Here is a 20521-nt window from a genome sequence, read left to right on the forward strand (position 1 = left end):
TGTCTTTCGCAGATTATCAAAATGCGACAGATCATTTATCGCCGATTCATCCTATGCATGTATAATTACTTGTTTATTTGATCTGCATTTAAGCATCAACGCATGAAACAGACAGACGATCTCCGCATCAAGGCAATCAAAGAACTGAGCCCCCCCGCTCAGATTCATCAAGAACTTCCCATCACGGAAAAGGCGGCCGATACTGTGTATTCGACACGGCAGCGGATACATCACATTTTGCATGACGAAGATGACCGACTACTGGTTATTATCGGGCCCTGTTCGGTACATGACCCCGAAGCCGCCATGGAGTATGCCCAGCGTTTACAGCCGGTGCGTGAACGGCTGAAGGATGATCTTGAAGTGGTGATGCGCGTTTATTTTGAAAAACCCAGGACTACCGTCGGCTGGAAGGGATTGATCAACGATCCGACCCTTGATGACAGATTCGAGATCAATTCGGGTTTGCGCCTGGCCAGAAAACTCCTTCTGGATATCAATAATCTGGGGATTCCAGCCGGTACGGAATACCTGGACCTGATCAGTCCGCAATATATCGCCGACCTGATCAGCTGGGGTGCAATTGGCGCCCGCACAACCGAAAGCCAGGCCCACCGTGAACTCGCATCAGGCCTCTCATGTCCGGTGGGATTCAAGAACGCAACCAATGGCAGTATGCGGGTCGCTCTCGATGCAATTCGTTCATCCTCCCGCCCGCACCATTTCCTGTCTGTCACCAAGGAGGGCAGGTCCGCTATCTTCTCAACACATGGTAACCAGGATTGCCACGTTATTCTTAGAGGCGGCAGCCGTCCCAACTATGACTCAGAGAGTATCAACATTGCAGCGGAGGAGATGGAAAGCAATGGTCTGAAACCCAGGGTGATGATCGATTTCAGCCATGCCAACAGCCGCAAGCAACATCCCCGACAACTCCTCGTCGGACGCGATGTGGCCAGCCAGATTGCACGGGGAGACCAACGTATCATGGGAGCCATGATCGAAAGTTTCCTGATCGAGGGTAGACAGGACAGAATAGAGGGTGAGACCCTGGCCTATGGCCAGAGTATTACGGACGCCTGTATCAGTTGGGAAAACAGTGAGCCACTATTGGAAACCTTGGCCGATGCCGTCAGACAACGGCGTGAATTCGTTGCAGCGGCTTGATGCCATAAAGAAGAGAAATCGGATGATTCCAGATGCCTGAAGAAGCAATTGAGTTATTGGTATTAGGTAACACCACACCTGAAGTTGAGGCCTATCTAGATGCCTTGCGTAACAATGGCAACCCGGCACACGCCACGCGCATCGAACATGATGCCGATCAGCTGGGCTCAGCACTGAAAGAGAAAAGATCACTGGATCTGTTGATCTACACAATAGAAAACGAAGCGCTGGACACAACACAGCTATTTGCCATCATTGGCGCTATCAATCCTATCATTCCCGTTGTCGCCGTATGTGACACGCCCGATGAAGAGCTGCAGCTGGATCTGATGCGGCTGGGCGTCACAGACCTGGTGCAACGAAAAAATCATCCGCATCTTGTGCAGGTAATTCTTCGCGAACACAAGCATCTCGGTGGCATGCGCCGCTTGCAGCGGCTGGAGCGCCAGCTTGAAGAAGCCGAGGAGCGCTGTGATGCGCTTACGGAAAGCTCTAGAGATGCCATCGCTTATGTACATGAAGGCATGCATGTCACTGCAAACCGCGCCTATTTAGAACTATTTGGGCTCGCCGGGGAGGATGAAATCGAGGGGCTCCCCATACTGGATATGATTGCATCCGCCGAACATCAGACGTTTAAAAAACTGCTACGCAAACTGAGTGCCGATAGCGACTATTCAAGTGAGGTGAAAACCACGTGCGTTCGCGACAACGGCACCGAATTCAGCGCAGAGCTCCATTTCACGCCCGCCAGTATAGATGGTGAAGCATGTACACAGGTCATCATCCGCGATCAATCGATCTCCAGGGAAGTCGAGGAAAAGCTGCGCCTGCTCAGTACCCAAGATGTACAGACGGGTCTCTACAACCGCCAATATTTCATTGGCCAACTGGACGAAGAAGCCAAACATCACTTTGATCGCGGTCAAAACCCACAGACGCTGCTTTACATCACTCTGGACAATTTCACCGAAATCCGCAGTAAAACCGGTATCAAAAAGAGCGATGCGCTGCTGCTGGAGATTGCGGGAGAGATTCGTAAAATTGTCTCTAAAAACGATCTTCTTGCGCGTTTTGGCGATCATACCTTCACCATTCTCACTGCCAAGCAGGAGTTGGCGGCTACTGAAGAGAAAGCCCGTAAAATCTGTGACACCGTAGCCTCTCATACCTTTCAGGAAAGCGACAGCGACATCAATCCAAGCTGCAGCATTGGTGTGGTTTTCTCATCCGATGATGTACTCAGCGGCCACGATTTTATTACCCAAGCCTACCATGCCTGTGAGCACGCCCGTTCCAATGGCGGTAACGATTTCTATATCACCGACAGCCAAATTCCGGAAGACGCGCAAACTACAGCCAGTGAGGCCAATCTCAGCAATCTGATTCGCTATGCCTTCGAAAACAATCAGTTTCAATTGGCGTATCAACCCATTGTCAGCCTACATGGCGATACCAGGGAGAACTATGCGATCACAGTCCGCCTGATTGATGAAAGCAAGGAGGAGATCCAACCCGAGCATTTTCTCAACCAGGTCAAATCACTGAACAGAATGCCGGAATTGGATCGTTGGGTCATTCGCCATGCCATCGATGAACTCGCGACACAGCGTAAACAAGGTAAAAAAATCAATTTCCTGATCAGTGTTTCCGGCGCAACGCTGGAAGATGACACCTTGTTGCTGTTCATTTGCGATTGCCTGCGGGATTACGAAGCCAAAGGCTCCTGGGTCACCTTTCAGTTCGATGACGATGAGGCCCGATCACACCTGCATCAACTGCAGAAACTGGCTGAAGGATTGAAAAAGATTAAATGTAAAACCTGCTTGGGTCATTTCGGCTTAGCGAAAAAGCCCGAAGCCATTCTCAATAGTTTCCCCCTGGATTTCATTCAATTTCACAGCTATTTCCTCTCCGATCTGTTCGAAAATCAAGACAAGCAGGATGCCTTGAATCATCTCAATGAAGTGATACAGGCACAAAATATCAAGACCATTGCATCAGGTGTGGAGGATGCCAGCAGTCTGGCCATTCTTTGGTCAATCGGCGTCAACTATATTCGCGGTTATTTTATCCAAGAGCCTTCAGCATCCATCGATTACGATTTCCATACTGATTGAGGTTGACCCTTGCGGAATGGGGCAAAAAATTGAGATGCCACTGTGCCCCCCTAGACATTACCCGCTCGCCCGCCAATATTGCGTATCATGACTAAAGAAGCCGGCCAGAAACGGAACCGACCAAGATAGCAGTTACCAAGGCATAAATGAGTTCCAGAATGTCATCGGCCGGGATGCATCATGAATATTGTAGTTCATCGAATGCATGTCCCGTTGAATGTTATAGGTTGCGTGGGTCATCGTCTTAATGGACTCTTCCATGGAATCCATACTTGTGAGCATGGGCTCCAGGGTTCTGACATCCTGGGCCATCGATTCCACACTGACCGCCATGGTACGCACATTGGCTGAGAGTTGGCCGACACTGTCGGTCATGGTCATGAGATTGCTCGACATGATATTCATATTGGAGTCTACGCTCAGGGCCAGGAAATGGATATCCTTGGCGAGACTGAAGATCAAATAGAATCCATATGCCGCCAGCAATATAAATGCAAAAAGAGAAGGATAGACGATCAGTTCCCAGCGGCGTGCGCTGGTTTCGAACGCCATTGACAGGCGATCCATCGAGTCCTGAGTGTCCCTGCTGTCTGCCTCAGCACCCCTATCCTCTACCTGATCATTCAGGGGTTTGTTGTCGTCTTTTTCAAACATACTATCTCGACCTAATACTAATTCTATGATTCTGGTCATAACGAATAGTAGCATAGCAATCGTTTATCACAATCAAAGTGTGTTGATACGCTAATAGAAATGAAACCATATCAGCTCATAACAGGCATAAAAAAACCGGGCACTGGCCCGGTTTTTAATTTTCATTACAATTAGTTAGCCTATTACCATAGTTTTATTATGGTTTAGAACTCTCCTGTCGCACCCCGATTCATGATGTCCAGGATATAATCCTTGACCTGTAAGGCCTCCTCCTTGAGTTCAGGTGGCAGGGGCTTCCCACCATAGATCATCATGTCCATGTTCAGTGCAGTCAGCCAGAGCTTTCCCTGTTGATCCTCGATCAAGGTGATTCTGCATGGCAGATAAGCCGAATAGGCGTCAGAATAATCGAGCATATTAGCCGCAATCAATGAATTACAGAACAGATAGATCTTCACGAAGCGATATTTCTCACCACTCTTTGCCTCAATATCCTTATATAGTGGAAGCTCACCTACATTCGACATATTGTGCTCATTGGCGACAAATTTCATGGTCTCTTCCACATCCTCCCAGGTGAGATCTTCCGCCACCGGAATCTTCCAGATGCTCGCTTCAGCCACATTCTTGGTAGACATGGTAGCCTGTGCAAATTCCATGAACATATTACCCGCTTCAGGATCGAATTCTTGAAACTCCTCGTTATACTTCACATAGATGGCAGCCGCGCCCATGACCACCAAAAGCCCAATCAAGGCGAACAGATTTTTTATCATCCCCATCTCTCTCTCCAACGAACAACCAATAATATAGTTTTGAGAATCCCAAACGACACAGCGCTAATGCACACTTATTGGCTGATGTACTTGGGATACAACGCTGCTGTCAGTGCATAGAACTCTTTACTGCCTTTTCCTCTCGGGTCCAGTTCATATACAGCCAGACCCTCACTGAAAGATCTGCGAAAAACCGTTCTTTGACAGAGGCGGTATTTTATATAATCCACATCCGACAGAGATACCAGAGCTGCAGCAGCTTCATCGGATTCCCTGATCGCATGGTGGGTATCGGCCCGGTTGATGAATGCCAACAAATCAGGACGATCACCATCCACAGCCTCATCGAGAAAATTGATAAACCGCTGAGTCGACCAGATATCGGCCTGGGAAGGGGGTACTGGAATCACTACCCGATCAGCCAGCGCCAATGCCAATTTCATCGAATCGATATCGGAAGTACCGACATCTATCAGTACTTCATCATAACCCGCGAGTTTCTTTCTGGACAATGCTGATGCATTCTTAATATTCAGATAGGGTTCATATCCCTCCTCTGTCCGAACCTCGGATACATCACTCAAGGTCGCCTGCGGATCGGCGTCTATGACCAGTACTTCAGCCTCTGCCATTTCCAACCAGACAGCCAGATTGAAGGTCACCGTGCTTTTGCCGGATCCCCCTTTCAGACTACCGATTACTGTTATCATACACTCCCCTTTATTATATTTTCGGTCAAGTTTGTGCGCTTTATGCGGGAATATACAGAGTGCTTTTATTATCTATCGTCAGCCTCTCTATAACCTCAGTCCACCGGCAAATATTGCGAAACCCTCGGCCACTCCCGCTGCCCGGCCAACTTATACCACGCCCCTTCGCCGTCGCCCCGTCCATCATACCAGTTGACACCGTATCGGTTCGGCACATCGGGCCGCCGCATCGGATGCGGCATTCCAGGATAGGACATTGCTATTTGAGGTTGCCATTCCCGCCTCATAGTATCGTAATTGGCCCAACCGGGCCGCCTCCATTGATAGTTTGCTACAGGATATGATCCGGCGGCATACCTATCCGGCATACCACGATAGCGATACCTATCCCATCCCGATCGTTTTAGTGGACGGAAACGATGTCCTGTGAAGGGACTGTGCCCTGTATATCGAGGGGCGGTATAGCCACGGGGAATCGGATATCCGACACGATCTCCCCGCCAACGGTATCTGTCGTTCGATTGAGCCACCGAATACTGATTGTACCTGTCAAGGTACCGATAAGGATCATAGGGTGATGATGCCAAACCTGGCATAGGCATCCAGGAACGATCATAACCGTAGTGCATCGGATCCCGGGGATTGTAACCATAATCCTGCATACCCGGTACTGCGGACCTTCGCTGTCTCTGTTGGTCGGTGTGGTTTCTGCGTTGCTGAACTTTGAGCGGGCGATAGACATAATGGTTGGGTATTTCAAGCTGTGCTGGCCGATAGGTCCACCTCGGCGGAGCCTCTCTCTGCCGCTCCTGTTCCATGGGTCTGAATCTATACTGACTGTTGGGTCCATACTTCAGCTGCCCTGCACGGGCAGATTGAGCCGCGGGTCGCCAATAGAATTGCCTGGGCACAACCGCTCCCTGTGCTCCCTGGTAGCCAGGATTGTGTATATTCGTCGGCATTGCATATGCCCCGTTATCGGGCCTGATATAAGGTGCAGTACTTGTATTTGGCATCGTGGAAACGTGGCTCTTGTGACGACCGGCGTGACCCTTCCAGGGCCTGATGCTATAGGATTGCGGACTATGCAGAGAGTAATCGTTACCAGGTGCCCAAGCGCCAGGCCATACGTTTTGTCCCGGCTGAGGGGAGAAGTCGTTCCAGTTTACATTCAGTCGGTTCTGACTCTGGATTGGCCGCCATTTACCGGCACCAGGATAGGAGGCACTCTCCACTGCAGAGGTCGACGGCATCAGCATCACGGAGAATATCCCTGTAATCAGTAGTGCATACGTCTTATTTCTCATCTTGAATACCTGTTAATTTGATCCATCATCTGTTAGTTGTACAGGGATGCAGCCCATACTCGCCCAAACCTGACTCGTCACTTTCATACGGCCCAGGGTGGGACTGGACAACAATGTGAAGACAAGCTCCATGACCTGTTTCAATTTACAACACAGTTTAGCGGTAAACAGGTCTGTACAAAACCACCACTGCGCTGTTTTTGCATGAAGTCGATTGGAATCAATAGATGCAGTGCAACGATAGTCACCGGTAACCCCCTATTCAGGACGGAACATCGGCGTTTGATAGGCTTCGGTAAATGCAGGATTGTAGGGAAATGATTGTGAACGCCCCCAATTCCCACCGCGCTTTTTATCCAGCCTTTTATCAGGACGAAACTTATAGGTCCCCTGTCGCTGAATTTCCGGTTGGCCTTGACTATAACCACCGGATGACAGAATTGACCGGTTTTCACTTCGATCCGGCTGCCAGGCTTGATTGTAGATTTCATTCCTGCGCTTAATGCGGAGTTGCTCGTCTGGGGTCAGTTCACGGAATCTAAATCCATCCATGTGAGGGGTGATGGTATGCCTCTCTTCTACCGGTCTATAGACGCCACGGGGAAGACCTGGCGGTGCCTCGGCATAGTCGATAACCGATGACGGATAGAGAGTCGACTGGTTTGGGCGCCGGGCACTATCGGGTTCGGCAGATGATTCAATGAGCTTCTCTTCTTCTTCATTCAAGGGACGCCAGCGATAGCGATCTTGCTGCAAGCCGGATCTGTTTTGAGTCTGGCCACGGAACTGATAATCGGCATAGGGCTCCCTTGCCAGGACATCACCAAGACCAACCAGACACAAGAGAGAGACTAACCAGAGCAATGCATCAATACGCAAACTACCACTCCATTTTGCCAAAACGAGTATAGACCATACCGATAAAGGCAGGACCTGGTAGAATGGTAATCGACCGCCTAACACCCGGGTTTGGCCCCACCAATCCGGCACCATAACAAGTAGTGTGCAGCTGCTGTGGGCCTGTCTGTAGCAATGGATTAACGAGCCAAATACTACTTCAGCCTTATCCCTCTTCTCGCGGCCCTTTTGCGTATCGGAAATTCCGTCACATTTGAAGCCGGCTTGGGAGTCGTCTTTGTTTGCGGGGTGACAGATCCCGGTGACCCATTACCCTTGGTCTTGGCCGATGCCGCTTTCTTTTTTGGCGCCTGTTTTTTCAGGGTCGAAGGGCGCTTTTTCTGCTTGGGATTGCTGGTTGCCGACTTCTTGGAATCGGCTTTCGTCCTGCTCTTCCTTTTCTCAGCAAGCTTGACCTGCTTTTTCTTGACACTCTTTTTCTGTTTCGCAACGGCATCAGCTTTAGTGGCCTGTTCTCCTGGTTTGAAGCCTTCTGCTGACTGATCCTCAGGTGTATCCACCGAAACCTTTGATGAGGCTGGTGATGAGGCCGCCACTTTTTCGTTCGGGCGCTGATTGGCTTTGTCAGAAGTCGTCGCAGGTGCGGCGGCAACCGGCACATCTTCACTGCCAGATGATGGAGATCCTGTCTGGGGTGTCGTTGTACCACCACTGCTTGAGCCGCCAGCCGTACCGCCTCCCTTTTTTACATCCGGTTGGGCATCCGGCAGCTGAGGAGCCTTGCCTTTCCGAAACAATCCTTTGAACATTTGCCCGATCACCAGGAATATCGCCCTGATCAGATAGAACAGCATACTGACGACAGCGATGACTTTTTGCCAAATCCTGATAGGCAGGGAGTCTCTTTTCACAGTCTCGGATTTGGCCTCGGGAGAGGCCTGTGTATGGGCAACCGCAGGTATTGCCTCTGTTGGTTTCTTTTCACTATCCTCATCAATAGCGCTTCCAGCCGGTGCGGTAGTGGCGGCCACTTCCATAATATCTTTGCTGGCGGCGATACATCCCAAAGGTATCACAATCAATGTCAACACGGTGGAGACCAGTACACCGGATGCCAATGATATGGCCATGCCCTGGAAAATCGGATCGAAAAAAATCACCGATGAACCACACACCAGAGCGAATGCTGTAATCATGATCGGACGGGTCCGTGTCTTACAGGCCATGATCACGGAGTCGACCACGGAGGTGCCCTGCTGAACCTGATGGATGGAGAAATCGACCAGCAGAATCGAATTACGCACGATGATACCCGCCAGGGCGATCCAGCCGATCATCGAAGTGGCGGTAAATTCCCCCCCCCAGCCGAACTGGAAAAAGATGAAGTGGGCAGGAATGATCCCCAACAACGTCAAAGGAATAGGGGCCATGATCAGTGCCGGTATACGGAAGTTGCCGAACTCCCATACGACCAGGATATAGATCAAAACCAGAGCGACCGCAAACGCCGCGCCCATATCGCGGAAGGTTTCAAAGGTCACCGTCCATTCACCGGCCCATTCAATACCGGTCTGGGAGTCGTTATCGGGCGGACCGAGCCAGTCAGGCTTGATGGCAACGCCGTCAGGCGCCTTGTACTCATTTTCAGCAAGTAGATCCTGTACCTGCAGCATGCCGTATACGGGAGCCGCCAGCTTACCGCCCACTTCCGCCACGACATACTCCACATCCCGCAGATCCTTGTGGTAGATGATCGGATCCTCGAGCACCTGCTCGAAACGACCCAGTTCACGTAAGGGTACGGTGATACCGCTGCTGGAATGAATGGGCAGATCGCCCAGACGGGTGATTTCCGATCGCTCGGCCAGGGGCACCTGCATCATGATATTGATCGGTTCATGACCGGCGCGTTGCTTGACATCGCCCAAGGGTGAGCCGCCAAGGGCCATCCCCAGATTGCGGTTAATGGTATCGACAGAGATACCCCGCCGCACTGACTTTTCGGTGTCAACGGTAAAACGCCAGTACTGATAGGGATCACGCATGTAGTTGTCCACATCACGCAGGCTCTCTGTCTGCTCGAACATATCGGTCAGATCACTTGTCACCTGACGCCTGACTTCCGGGCTCGGCCCATGCACTTCAGCAACGACAGACTGCAGCACCGGAGGACCCGGGGGCATCTCCACCACTGCAATCTTGGCACCCGTACCCTCGATGAGCTTGCCCAGCATCTCCCGGGTTTGGACCGCGATTTCGTGGCTGGTGCGGTCACGATCGGTCTTGTCCAGCAACTGCACCTGCACTTCCGCCTGCCAGGGATCCGAGCGCAGATAGTAGTGGCGGACCATGCCATTGAAATCGAAGGGGCGGGCCGTACCCGCGTAGACCTGAACCGCCGTAACCTCCGGCAGTACACGGATCTTCTCCGCCATACGATGGGCCAGGTTGGCTGTCACCGGCAGGGCGGTCCCCTCCGGCATATCAACCACCACGGAATACTCCGGCTTGTTGTCCAGCGGCAACATCTTCACCGCCACCCACTTGAAATAGAAGAATGAACAGGTGACGAGGAAGGTGCCCCACATGATCAGCTTGAACAACCGTGCCTTGCGAGGCGACTCGATCAACGGCATCAGGATGCGTTTAAATAATCGCTCCAGCCACTCCGATTCCTTGTGTTCCCGCGCACCGGCCACTTCCAGGTAACGCATACTGGGCCTCAACCAGTGGGAGACGGTCAGATAGGGGGTGAATACGAATGCGGCAAACAGGGAGATCAGCATTGCCACCGAGCCAAGGGCCGGGATCGGTTCCATGTAGGGCCCCATCATGCCACTGACAAACCCCATGGGAAGCAGCGCCGCGATGACGGTGAAGGTAGCCAGTATCGTAGGATTACCCACCTCCCTGACAGCATCCACGGCAGTAACCACGTCGGTGGATTTCTCTTCCAGCCAGCGCCGATAGATATTTTCCACCACCACGATGGCATCATCCACCAGGATACCGATGGAGAAGATCAATGCGAACAGGCTGACACGATCAATGGTGTATCCCATCACCCAGGCGCTGAATATGGTCATCAGCAATACCACCGGAATAACCAGCACCACTACAATGGCCGGCCTGAATGCGCGGAAGGCGCCCAGCACCAGCAGGAACACAAAACCGGTAGCCATAAACAGCTTAAAGATCAATTCAGTGACTTTGTCGTCGGCTGTCTTACCGTAGTTGCGGGTGACGCTGACCTCCACATTGTCCGGTATCAACGACCCCTTGATATGCTCGACCCGCTCCTTGATGGCATTAGCCACGGTAACGCCGTTAGAGCCCTCTTTTTTGGCGATCGCCAGCGTGACCGCAGGTACGCCATCGGCCTTGATCTCCAGGTCGCTGGCCGTACCGGTGTAGTAGCCCACCAACTGCTTGGCATCCTCCGGCCCCTGTTTGACCCGGGCGATATCGTGTACATAGACCGGAACATCGTTGTGGGTACCGACCACCAGCCGGTTGATGTCTTCGACATTTTCCAAAAACGATCCGGTTACCACATTGAAATGGGTGCTACCGCTCTCAACACCACCAGCCATTTGCTCCGCATTGGCGGTGCGAATTGTGTTGGCAACCTGGTCCAGGCTGATGCCGTAGCCGGCCAATCTTTCCGGAAAAACCTCGATGGTGACCTGTTCCCGCCGACCGCCAACGACAAATCCGTTTCCTGTGTCGGGCAGTTCCTTCAGGGCCTGCAGCACATCGTGTCCCAACATCCGCAGTTGCCCGTCGTCAACATCGGGCGCCCCATCCCGGTCCAGGTCTTTGGACCATAAGGTCAGTGTCACGACCGGCACATCATCGATACCCTTGGCCTTCACCAATGGCGGCATAACGCCCGGTGGGATCAAATCCATGTTGGAATCGATCTTATCGTTCACCTTCACCAGAGAGGGGCCCATCTCTTCGCCCACCTCGAATTCGATGGTGACGGCGCCACCACCCCGCTGAGAGGCTGAATAGACATGTTTCACATCGGGAATCTCCGACATGATCCGTTCCAGCGGCTCAATGGCCAGCGCGGCAACCTGATCCGCCGCCGCGCCCGGATATTGCACGAAGATATCCACCATCGGCACAGAGATCTGAGGATCCTCCTGACGCGGCGTGATGATAAGACCCAATAGTCCCATCAGCATCATGGCCAGGAAAAAGAGCGGCGAGAGAGGAGATTGGATAAAAAAACGGGCGGTTCTGCCAGCGATACCCAGATGCGCCTCGTAGTTAGGATCGGTTGAGTGGAGCTGATCGAGTTTCTCGTCGTTCTGGCTCATAGTTAATCTCGAAGCATTGATATCAAGCAGGCCCCGTCAAAGACCCTGACCCATCGTAATTGTAAGTGTTGAGAGTGCTTTTCTTCCGTGAAAAATCCTGGGAATCCCCTCATGACCTCCGCGTCTACTGACCCTGCGAAGAGGTCCAACCCGCACTGATTCCCATATGTGGATTACGCAATACCCGCTCGCCCGCCTGCAGTCCCGACAATACAGTACTGTATTCTCCACCCGGAAGCTTTTCACCGACGCGAATCAGCCTCAGCATCGGCTTGCCATCCTCTCCCACCACATAGACGCCGGGAAGGCTCCCGTTGTAGCGTATTGCGCTGTTCGGTATGACCGGATTGGAACGGGCCGGCGCGTTGAAGTCGGGCACCAGAACCTTCGCATACATGCCCGGAGCAGAGACTCCCTGGGGCAGATCGAATTTGATGGTTACGGTGTGTCTTTGAGCATCGGCCATGGGGAAAATCTGTGCAACTCGAACAGGAACATCGCGATCACCCACATCGAGCTCCGCACGCAGCATCATGCCTTCGTTCAGACCGGGTCGGAGACGGCCGGGCACATCCACCACTATTTGTAGATACTCCACATCGGCATATTTCAATAGCGGTTGGCCAGGTTGCACCGTGTCGCCGACTTCGACGAATTTCTTCATTATCACACCATCGAAGGGGGCGAGACTCTTGGCGTCGCGCAGCTTGGCGTCGATGGCCCGAATCTCAGCCTGAACCCGGTAGATGGTATTTCTCGCCTGTTGAATATTGGTTTGCGAGGAGAAGATATCCGCCCTGCGTTCGGCGCCTTGATCACGCTCCCCGAAGGCATCTTCCATCGGACGTGTAAACATCTGATCAAAGAGGTTCGGCATACCCATGCCGCCCATGGCTGATCTCGACTTAGGCGACCACAACTCGCGACTGTACTGCACGCCGGCATTGCGCAATTGGGCGTCGGCATTTGCCAGTTGCGCCAGCGCCGCTTCCCGTTTGGCCATCAACTCGCTGTCATCCAACTCCACCAGACGATCGCCTTCCTTGAATGTATCGCCCTCGATACCGGCAAGATAGTTGACCCTGCCAGGGAGTTGCGCAGACAGGGTAACCTCTTTGTAGGGAACCACTGTACCGCCAAGAGAGACATTGGGTACACCCTGTGTCTGCTGAACCACGAAGTGGTCACCACCGCTCATATTGGGCTGTGCCAGCAATCCTGTCGCAACAAGGGAAAATGCACAACTGGCAACTAGAATCCACGCCTTCGATCTAAAACCCATATTTCACACTACCTGGTGTTGATTCACTTTAGATACGGGATATCCCGTTACCACACATCTGTCAGACACGCCCCATGACGGAAAAGCTCTTGATAAATGGCCCCGCCATACGTGGATCCTTGATCATGGATGAATAGTCGCCGACCATGAATTTCATCTTGCGTGATGTAAAAGCCATGCCGAGACCCATCATGCCGGGTGGCTTTGCAATCCACTTGTTCCATTGATCCTCAGTGGCGCGAATATCCCAGTTCATCGTCTGGCCGTTGTAAGTCTCACCACTCACTGCCTTTCCATTTTCCACGATGAGCACACCTTTTGGGGTATCGTCACCATCGAAGCCGTAACCGATTACGCTATTGAAGCCTATTTGAGACAGGGCATCCGCCAATTCAGGTTCTGCGTTCCAGTGAGTTGCAAAATCTTTCATCCATGCCTCGGAAAACAGTTCTGCCATCTCGATCTCCTCTACAGATTATTCGACATTTTTATTCAGTTGCAGGCGAATTCCCAACCTGCTTAAGAATCTGCCAGTATCTACGAAGGTGGATACCATTGCAACCGACTAAATTCATCAGAAACCATTATAAATCATTTATTTAAGAATATCAGCAAATTATAATATTATTTTTACTTTCAGTAACATAAGGCACTTCAAAACGTTACATTCCGCATTAATACACATATAAAAATCAAGGTTGAAATTTTACCTTTTTAAAACACTTCGCAAACGGCGGTAATCTCACGTCAATTTAAAAAAAATTATGCATGCCGCCGGGGCAGGCATTAAGATAGCCCTAAGTATCTGATTTCGATCCACAGCCTATAATCAAATAGAAAAAATGATACCTGCGAGACAGCGTAATCGAGGAGTGTGATAAACATGCATCCAGCCGGAAAGGTCATTGAGGCACGCCTGCAACACCTAGAAACCCACCTGGAACAGGAAAACCCAATCCTCCTCAGTACGGTACAGAGTTTTCGACAACTCGACGCAGTCGCCTTCCGGCTTGGGCTGCTGGAAGGCGACAACTCATTTGCCACGCAGATACCCTGGTGGCCCCTGATTTCGATCCTCGGCACCTTCTCTGCCGGTAAATCGACATTCATCAATCACTACATCGGCACATCCCTACAGCGTTCGGGCAATCAGGCTGTGGACGACAAGTTTACCGTCATCTGCTACAGCAAAGAGGCTACCGCCCATGCCCTGCCCGGCGTGGCCCTCGATTCCGATCCCCGTTTTCCCTTCTACCAGATGTCTGACGAGATCGAAAAGGTGGCGAAAGGCGAAGGGGAACGTATTGATGCCTATCTCCAGCTCAAGACCTGTCCCAGTGAAAAGCTGCGGGGAAAGATCGTCATCGATTCTCCGGGATTCGATGCCGATGCCCAACGAACCTCGACACTGCGCATCACCGATCACATAATCGACCTCTCCGATCTGGTACTGGTCTTTTTCGATGCCCGCCATCCAGAACCCGGCGCCATGCAGGATACCCTGAGCCATCTCATCGAGCGCACCATCCATCGCAATGACACCGGCAAATTCCTCTATATCCTGAACCAGATCGATACCACTGCCAGAGAGAACAACCCTGAAGATGTCATCGCAGCCTGGCAGCGTGCATTGGGAGAACGCGGGCTTACAGCCGGTCGCTTCTATGCGATCTACAACCCTGATGCAGCGGTTCCTATTGAGGATGAGGCCCTGCGACAACGCTATGAGACAAAGCGTGATATCGATCTGAAAGAGATCCACAGCCGTATGGAAGAAGTTGAAATAGAGCGGGCCTACCGAATCGTCGGCGCACTTGAAAAAACAGCACGGGATATCGAAGAGCGCAGCATACCCCTGATCAGTTCGGCTCTTGGGCGCTGGAAGAAACGGGTATTGTTGGGGGATGCCGTGTTGATGGGCGGCTTGCTTCTGGCACTGCTGATATTCTCGGTCAATGCGGGCTATTGGCAGGGTTTCAAGTTTGCCCCACCCTGGCTTGAAAGCGGGGTAAACACGCCTTTGCCATGGGTGTTAACGGCCCTGCTGGTCATTGTTCTCGTAGTCATCCATTTTGCGGTCAGGCTGGCCGCTGCCCGAAGCCTGCTGAAAGGGCTGCGCAAACAAGTGTCCAGCGCGGGGATAAAGGGTAATCCGGCTGGCGCTTTTCTACGCAGCACCAAGCCTTGGCGCTCAATCTTCCGCAAAAATCCCGCCGGGTGGGGACGCAAATCCAAAAGACAGTTACGGGAAGTCCTGCAGGCAACAGACACCTATATCCAGACACTCAATGACCGGTTCACCAATCCTTCCGGCAGTGAAACCCTGCTCGCAGCCGAACCCAGTTCGCCGGTCGAGACGCCACAGGTTGCCGAGGAGAGTGTTTGACGCTTTGCGGAGGATAGACGAACCCTGTCGAGCGGGGTCACAGGAAACATTTGCGACTGTTATGACCTTCGCATTTACAATCGTACATGGCACGGTCTGCTTTGGAATAGAGTTGATCAAGCAATTCACTGATTGATAAAGCTCGGTCGTAATCGGGAGACAGCGAGGTTATCCCGATGCAGGCGGTTAGACTCAATCCCACCAGGTCGCGCCCTGTGTCGAGTTGCGCCAGCCTCTCCTGTATGCGCTGTGCCATCAATTCTGCGCCACCGATACCGGTTTCCGCAAGCATCACCACAAACTCCTCACCACCCACCCTGGCGAGAATATCGCCACCGCGGGCTTCCTCCTTCAGGGCCTTAGCAATGGCAATCAGTACATCATCACCGACCTGATGGCCCCATTGATCATTGATGCGTTTGAAATAATCCATATCGATCAACAGTAAGCTGCAGCTCTGTTCATGCCGGACGGCCCTGGATAGCAGAGCCTCAGCTTCCGTAAAGAAGTAGCGTCGGTTATGTAATCCGGTGAGTTCATCGATAGTCAGCAATTGTTCATAGCGCTTGCGATGTGCATCTGCCTCATTTAAGGCATCCTGTAACTCCCGGGTGCGCTGTTCAACCTCGTTCTCCAGATCATTCAGCAACCTGTGGTTGTACATGATCTGCCCTAGGCAACTACAGAACAGACTCAAGGTGTGCTGTTGCCAGGGTTCGAAGTACTCCGGCAAGGGGTGGGATGCGTTCAATACACCCAATACCTGTTTCCCCATCATGATAGGGGCACTGATAAGAGATCCGGGTATCTCACCGCCGGACAGTGTATTGATTAGAAAGTCATCGCTCAGGGAGCAGTCGCGGCAATATTGTAATTGGCCAGTGCTAAAGGCGGTACCCGCGATACCTTCCCCGGGTCTGAACTGCATCGTCTCCCTGGATTGCCTTACACGCTCAGATCCGCTGATCTGAGTATGGGTTTCATCCAGGTTGGTACCCACTGCGCAGCGAAGCAGATCCCCCTCCATGCGAAAAACCGAACAGTTTTCAACATTCTGATAGCGTACCAGTTCATCCAAGGCCTTGGTGATCAGTTCATCTTCAGTAATACCATCAAGGCTGATTTGGGATAGCGCGCGCAATGCAGAGAGCGAATCGAGCAGGCTAAAAAAACGCTCTCGCAAGTCCATGGATGTCTGATTAAAAGAGAGATCCATTCAATGCTCCGGTTATTTGGCCAACATATTGGCAATCATATGAATCTCCTCTTCCTTGCCGAGAAAATCCTTCATGATGGTATCCAACTGTTGTCTCGACATCCTGCATTTCACTTCCAATCCAGGCAGTGGCTGTGTCAGCTTCGATTCAGTGGATTGCGGATTCTTAATCCACTCCGCCACATTGCCCACAAGCACGGCATCGCAGTGAGTGTCCGAATCAATCCCTTCTCGCGCTCCCTGGGCGATGATATGGACCACCATTTCGGGCAGATGCCAGCGATGGCCCAGCCAGATACCCGCCTGACGATGGTCGATCCCGATGATCTCTGTTTCAAGTTCCAGCCGATCCTTATCTGGCTGCTGTTTCGACACCCGCAGTACCCTGGCATACTCCTCCGGAAACTCATGCACCAAGACCAGCACACCAATCTCGAATAGAAGCCCCGCCAAATAGATCCCGTCAGCATCCGGCTGTATTTCGTTGTTGACAGCCAGGCTGATCTGCCGGGAGAGCATGGCAATAGATAGCGAATGGCCCCAATATTCCTGTAAATCGAAGCCACTACAACCATCGGATTCGAACACACCGCTGACAGCGACACTGAATGCAAGGCTTTTCACCATATTCAAACCGAGGACGCGAATAATCGCGTCTTCCAGGGTGAGAATCGGTTTTGTTTGGCCGAAATAGGCTGAATTGGCGAGCCCTAGAATCCTCGCACTGAGCCCTGGATCCTGATTGATGACACCCGCCAGCTCATGCAAGGTAAAACTGTCATCACCCAACATCCCAAGTAGACGGGTAGCCGTCGCCGACAGTGGCGGTAGGTACTGCAGCTTCTGTACCCTGTACTTTGCCTGATTGGGTTGTTTCATATTATCTTGTTCTAAGAAATCCACCTTTCTACTCAAGTTTAATAACGGCATACCCATACCGACCTTTAACCCCTCCAGCGCGCTCTGAGAGAGAATTCACTCTACTGCTTAATAACATGTGGGATTTCCAGTAGCTTGTCCGAGTCGAGACATGAGGATTAGTCACCCCCGCCATAACCACACCATCCCACCGGTTTTCTGTCTGGAGAAGAACTGGTGCAATAAATGTGTATTTGGTACACTAAGCTGTAATAAACCAGTTACGAAGCGATCCAGGCATCCACGTCAGACAGAGTAATGCCTTCAACCCACCGACACTGCTATGACTACCCCCACCCGGCGGTGACCACTGATGTTGTGTTGTTCACCATTCGCCAGGACGCCCTATCTGTACTGCTGATCCAGCGTGGCAATCCTCCGTGCCAGGGGATGTGGGCCCTTCCAGGGGGATTTCTGAATATCGACGAAGACCTTGAGGCATGCGCCAAACGTGAATTGCTGGAAGAGACGGGGGTCGAGGGTGTCTATCTGGAACAGCTGTATACCTTCGGTGATCCAAAACGTGATCCACGGGAAAGGGTAATCAGTGTCACGTTTTACGCATTGAGCCAATCCGACCATCTGACACCCAAGGCATCCAGCGATGCGGCGCTCACAGCATGGTTCGCCATCAACCAGCTGCCGGAACTGGCATTCGATCATGCCGATATTATTCGATTGGCACGCAAACGCTTAGTGGCCAAGTTAGGCTACACCACCATCGCCTTTCAAATGCTGCCGAAATTCTTCACGCTCAGTCAACTGCAGTCGGTCTATGAGATATTGCTGAATGAAAACCTGGACAAGCGCAATTTTCGCAAGGGGATACTTGCCCGTAACATCATCAAGGAAACCGGTGAATACTCCCGTATTGGAAATCACCGTCCCGCTAAAACCTACCGGGTAATCAATCCATCCCAGGTCGAAATTATAAAATAGAGAAATGAGAACTCCATGAATTCCCAACCACTCAATCTTCCCAAGATCGTAGTCCCCGAGCACCCTCAATGGCCCCCTCTCAGCGACCAGGAGAAGCAGGCCATCAAGGCCAGAATCAGCCGTAAGCTGGAACAACAAAATGCGGTATTGGTGGCTCACTACTACACCGACGCCGAACTGCAGGCCCTTGCCGAAGAAACCGGTGGCTGCGTTGCCGACTCCCTTGAGATGGCACGTTTCGGCACAGTTCAGTCAGCAGATACACTGGTTGTCTGCGGCGTCAGATTCATGGGCGAAACATCGAAGATCCTGAACCCGGAAAAACGGGTCATCATGCCGGATCTCGGCGCCACCTGTTCCCTTGATGAGGGCTGCCCTGCCGATCAGTTCACCGCTTTCTGCGATGCCCATCCAGACCATACCGTGGTCGTCTATGCTAACACCAGCGCCGAAGTGAAGGCCCGTTCGGACTGGGTGGTCACCTCGGGCATTGCACTACCGATCGTCAGGCACCTGGCCGAACAGGGCAAGAAAATTCTGTGGGGGCCGGATCGACACCTGGGCAGCTATGTACAGCGGGTCACGGGAGTCGAGATGTTGATGTGGCCCGGCTCATGTGTTGTTCATGAAGAATTCAAGGCGGTGGCACTGGAACGCATTCGACGCCTGCACCCGGATGCAGCGGTATTGGTTCATCCTGAATCCCCTGAAAACGTAATTCAACAGGCTGACGTCATCGGCTCCACCACCGCCTTGATCAATGCCGTATCGGAGATGGAGAACAAGGAGTTCATCGTTGCCACCGACGGTGGCATCTTCTATAAGATGCAGCAGATGGCGCCCGATAAGGTACTCATCGAGGCACCTACCGCTGGCGAGGGAGCGACCTGTGTCAGCTGTGCCCACTGTCCCTGGATGGGTATGAACTCACTGCAGAACCTGGAACAGGTTCTCGATTCCGGTGGGAATGAAATTCACATCGATGAAGCGATCGGGGCACGCGCGGTAATCCCGATTAAGCGAATGCTCGACTTTGCCGCTCAACAGGGCATTGGGATGCAGGACAAAGGAAACGCTTGAGACTGTGAATCACCAGCACAACTCTTTGATATTGGCGTCATTGGCCAGATATTCAATTATGCCGCGATCAGCTGCTGTTTCACCATGGGGTAAATGAGTTCATAAAGTCCATCGGACGCCCCATTTGATTGATGTCGCGGCTCATGAAACCGGTGTTTACCGTCATCGTGCGCATGGCCTGATTCATATCTGCGATATTCACCGTCATCAGCCCCACGTTCTGTTTCATGTTACCCACGTCAACCGCGAGCGCACCGATATTGCCGTCCATTGTGGCGATATGCTGCTCCATACTGTCCACCCGCTCCACCAAAATAGTGATCTGTTGCGTCATGATCTGGATATTCTGCGTCAACTGCCCCATGTGTTTAGACATCGATTGCAGGTTGTCTTCCATGCGCGGGTCCACCTGTTCCGTAAGTGTGTGCATATCGGTTGTGACGTTGTAGATGAGGTAGAAACCGGATAGTCCAAGCACACCGACAACCACCAGCATGGGATAGATCATACGCTCCCAACGGGACATGCTCTTATCGAAGTTCTTGAAGAAGTTGGTGAGGGTTATCTCAAGCTTGACCATCGCCTTCTGCTCCGGCGACAGATTCTTGTATTCGGGAGAGAAGGTGCGTGGATCTTTCTCAAACATAGACTGAATACTGCCTCAATTTATGAGCAAGCCTCTGATTTTTCTCAGAGAGGGATTCTGTGGTCTGCGATATCTATTTTCCATGATATATCTACAATTATAGACACCGCCATACCCCATTAGGGAAGAATCTG

Annotated in this window: 16 protein-coding genes; 5 read left to right on the forward strand and 11 right to left on the reverse strand. The window is 51.9% G+C overall.

Translation table 11 applies throughout. The annotated features are described in order from the left end of the window. The first annotated feature begins 102 nt into the window (after positions 1 to 102). Both aroG and AB8516_RS08285 read left to right on the forward strand, forming a co-directional pair. Complete coding sequence (gene aroG / locus AB8516_RS08280) at positions 103 to 1167, forward strand: 3-deoxy-7-phosphoheptulonate synthase AroG (protein WP_369159746.1); 1065 nt, start codon at positions 103 to 105, stop codon at positions 1165 to 1167. Between the two features lie 32 nt (positions 1168 to 1199). Then, the gene (locus AB8516_RS08285) at positions 1200 to 3287 is read left to right on the forward strand and encodes an EAL domain-containing protein (protein WP_369159748.1); all 2088 of its coding nucleotides are present in this window, start codon (positions 1200 to 1202) and stop codon (positions 3285 to 3287) included. 132 nt (positions 3288 to 3419) lie between these two features. Here AB8516_RS08285 and AB8516_RS08290 read toward each other — a convergent pair whose 3' ends face one another. The 8 genes from AB8516_RS08290 to AB8516_RS08325 all read right to left on the reverse strand — a co-directional run bounded on the left by AB8516_RS08290 (position 3420) and on the right by AB8516_RS08325 (position 13659). Further along, positions 3420 to 3854, reverse strand: coding sequence for a hypothetical protein (locus AB8516_RS08290; RefSeq protein WP_154723171.1), 435 nt, complete (start codon positions 3852 to 3854; stop codon positions 3420 to 3422). A 290-nt stretch (positions 3855 to 4144) separates the two neighbouring features. After that, positions 4145 to 4723 carry a DUF302 domain-containing protein gene (locus AB8516_RS08295; RefSeq protein ID WP_369159750.1) on the reverse strand — a complete coding sequence of 193 codons (579 nt, stop codon included), beginning with the start codon at positions 4721 to 4723 and terminating at the stop codon, positions 4145 to 4147. A 68-nt stretch (positions 4724 to 4791) separates the two neighbouring features. Then, positions 4792 to 5427, reverse strand: coding sequence for an AAA family ATPase (locus tag AB8516_RS08300; protein WP_108292788.1), 636 nt, complete (start codon positions 5425 to 5427; stop codon positions 4792 to 4794). A gap of 95 nt (positions 5428 to 5522) precedes the next feature. Next, positions 5523 to 6734 carry a hypothetical protein gene (locus tag AB8516_RS08305; protein WP_369159752.1) on the reverse strand — a complete coding sequence of 404 codons (1212 nt, stop codon included), beginning with the start codon at positions 6732 to 6734 and terminating at the stop codon, positions 5523 to 5525. 258 nt (positions 6735 to 6992) lie between these two features. Further along, positions 6993 to 7613, reverse strand: a complete 621-nt coding sequence (locus tag AB8516_RS08310) for a hypothetical protein (RefSeq protein WP_369159754.1) — start codon at positions 7611 to 7613, stop codon at positions 6993 to 6995. A 173-nt stretch (positions 7614 to 7786) separates the two neighbouring features. Continuing rightward, positions 7787 to 11920, reverse strand: coding sequence for an efflux RND transporter permease subunit (locus tag AB8516_RS08315; protein WP_369159756.1), 4134 nt, complete (start codon positions 11918 to 11920; stop codon positions 7787 to 7789). 124 nt (positions 11921 to 12044) lie between these two features. Further along, complete coding sequence (locus AB8516_RS08320; protein ID WP_369163247.1) at positions 12045 to 13118, reverse strand: efflux RND transporter periplasmic adaptor subunit; 1074 nt, start codon at positions 13116 to 13118, stop codon at positions 12045 to 12047. Between the two features lie 145 nt (positions 13119 to 13263). Further along, the gene (locus AB8516_RS08325) at positions 13264 to 13659 is read right to left on the reverse strand and encodes an SCP-2 sterol transfer family protein (protein ID WP_369159758.1); all 396 of its coding nucleotides are present in this window, start codon (positions 13657 to 13659) and stop codon (positions 13264 to 13266) included. A 426-nt stretch (positions 13660 to 14085) separates the two neighbouring features. Between AB8516_RS08325 and AB8516_RS08330 the strand changes: the two genes are divergently transcribed. Further along, positions 14086 to 15588 (forward strand): dynamin family protein, encoded by a 1503-nt coding sequence (locus AB8516_RS08330; RefSeq protein ID WP_369159760.1) that lies wholly within the window; start codon positions 14086 to 14088, stop codon positions 15586 to 15588. A gap of 37 nt (positions 15589 to 15625) precedes the next feature. Here the strand turns inward: AB8516_RS08330 and AB8516_RS08335 are convergent, their stop codons facing one another. After that, positions 15626 to 16804, reverse strand: a complete 1179-nt coding sequence (locus tag AB8516_RS08335) for a diguanylate cyclase (protein WP_369159762.1) — start codon at positions 16802 to 16804, stop codon at positions 15626 to 15628. 12 nt (positions 16805 to 16816) lie between these two features. After that, on the reverse strand, positions 16817 to 17683 hold the full coding sequence (locus AB8516_RS08340; RefSeq protein WP_369159764.1) for an HDOD domain-containing protein: 867 nt from the start codon (positions 17681 to 17683) through the stop codon (positions 16817 to 16819). 297 nt (positions 17684 to 17980) lie between these two features. Between AB8516_RS08340 and AB8516_RS08345 the strand changes: the two genes are divergently transcribed. Then, positions 17981 to 18661 (forward strand): NrtR DNA-binding winged helix domain-containing protein, encoded by a 681-nt coding sequence (locus AB8516_RS08345; RefSeq protein ID WP_369159766.1) that lies wholly within the window; start codon positions 17981 to 17983, stop codon positions 18659 to 18661. 15 nt (positions 18662 to 18676) lie between these two features. After that, on the forward strand, positions 18677 to 19741 hold the full coding sequence (gene nadA, locus AB8516_RS08350; RefSeq protein WP_369159768.1) for a quinolinate synthase NadA: 1065 nt from the start codon (positions 18677 to 18679) through the stop codon (positions 19739 to 19741). A 79-nt stretch (positions 19742 to 19820) separates the two neighbouring features. Here nadA and AB8516_RS08355 read toward each other — a convergent pair whose 3' ends face one another. After that, positions 19821 to 20387 carry a hypothetical protein gene (locus AB8516_RS08355; protein WP_369159770.1) on the reverse strand — a complete coding sequence of 189 codons (567 nt, stop codon included), beginning with the start codon at positions 20385 to 20387 and terminating at the stop codon, positions 19821 to 19823. Positions 20388 to 20521: the final 134 nt, after the last annotated feature.

Source organism: Candidatus Thiodiazotropha sp. LNASS1, assembly GCF_964212655.1.
Lineage (GTDB): Bacteria > Pseudomonadota > Gammaproteobacteria > Chromatiales > Chromatiaceae > Thiodiazotropha.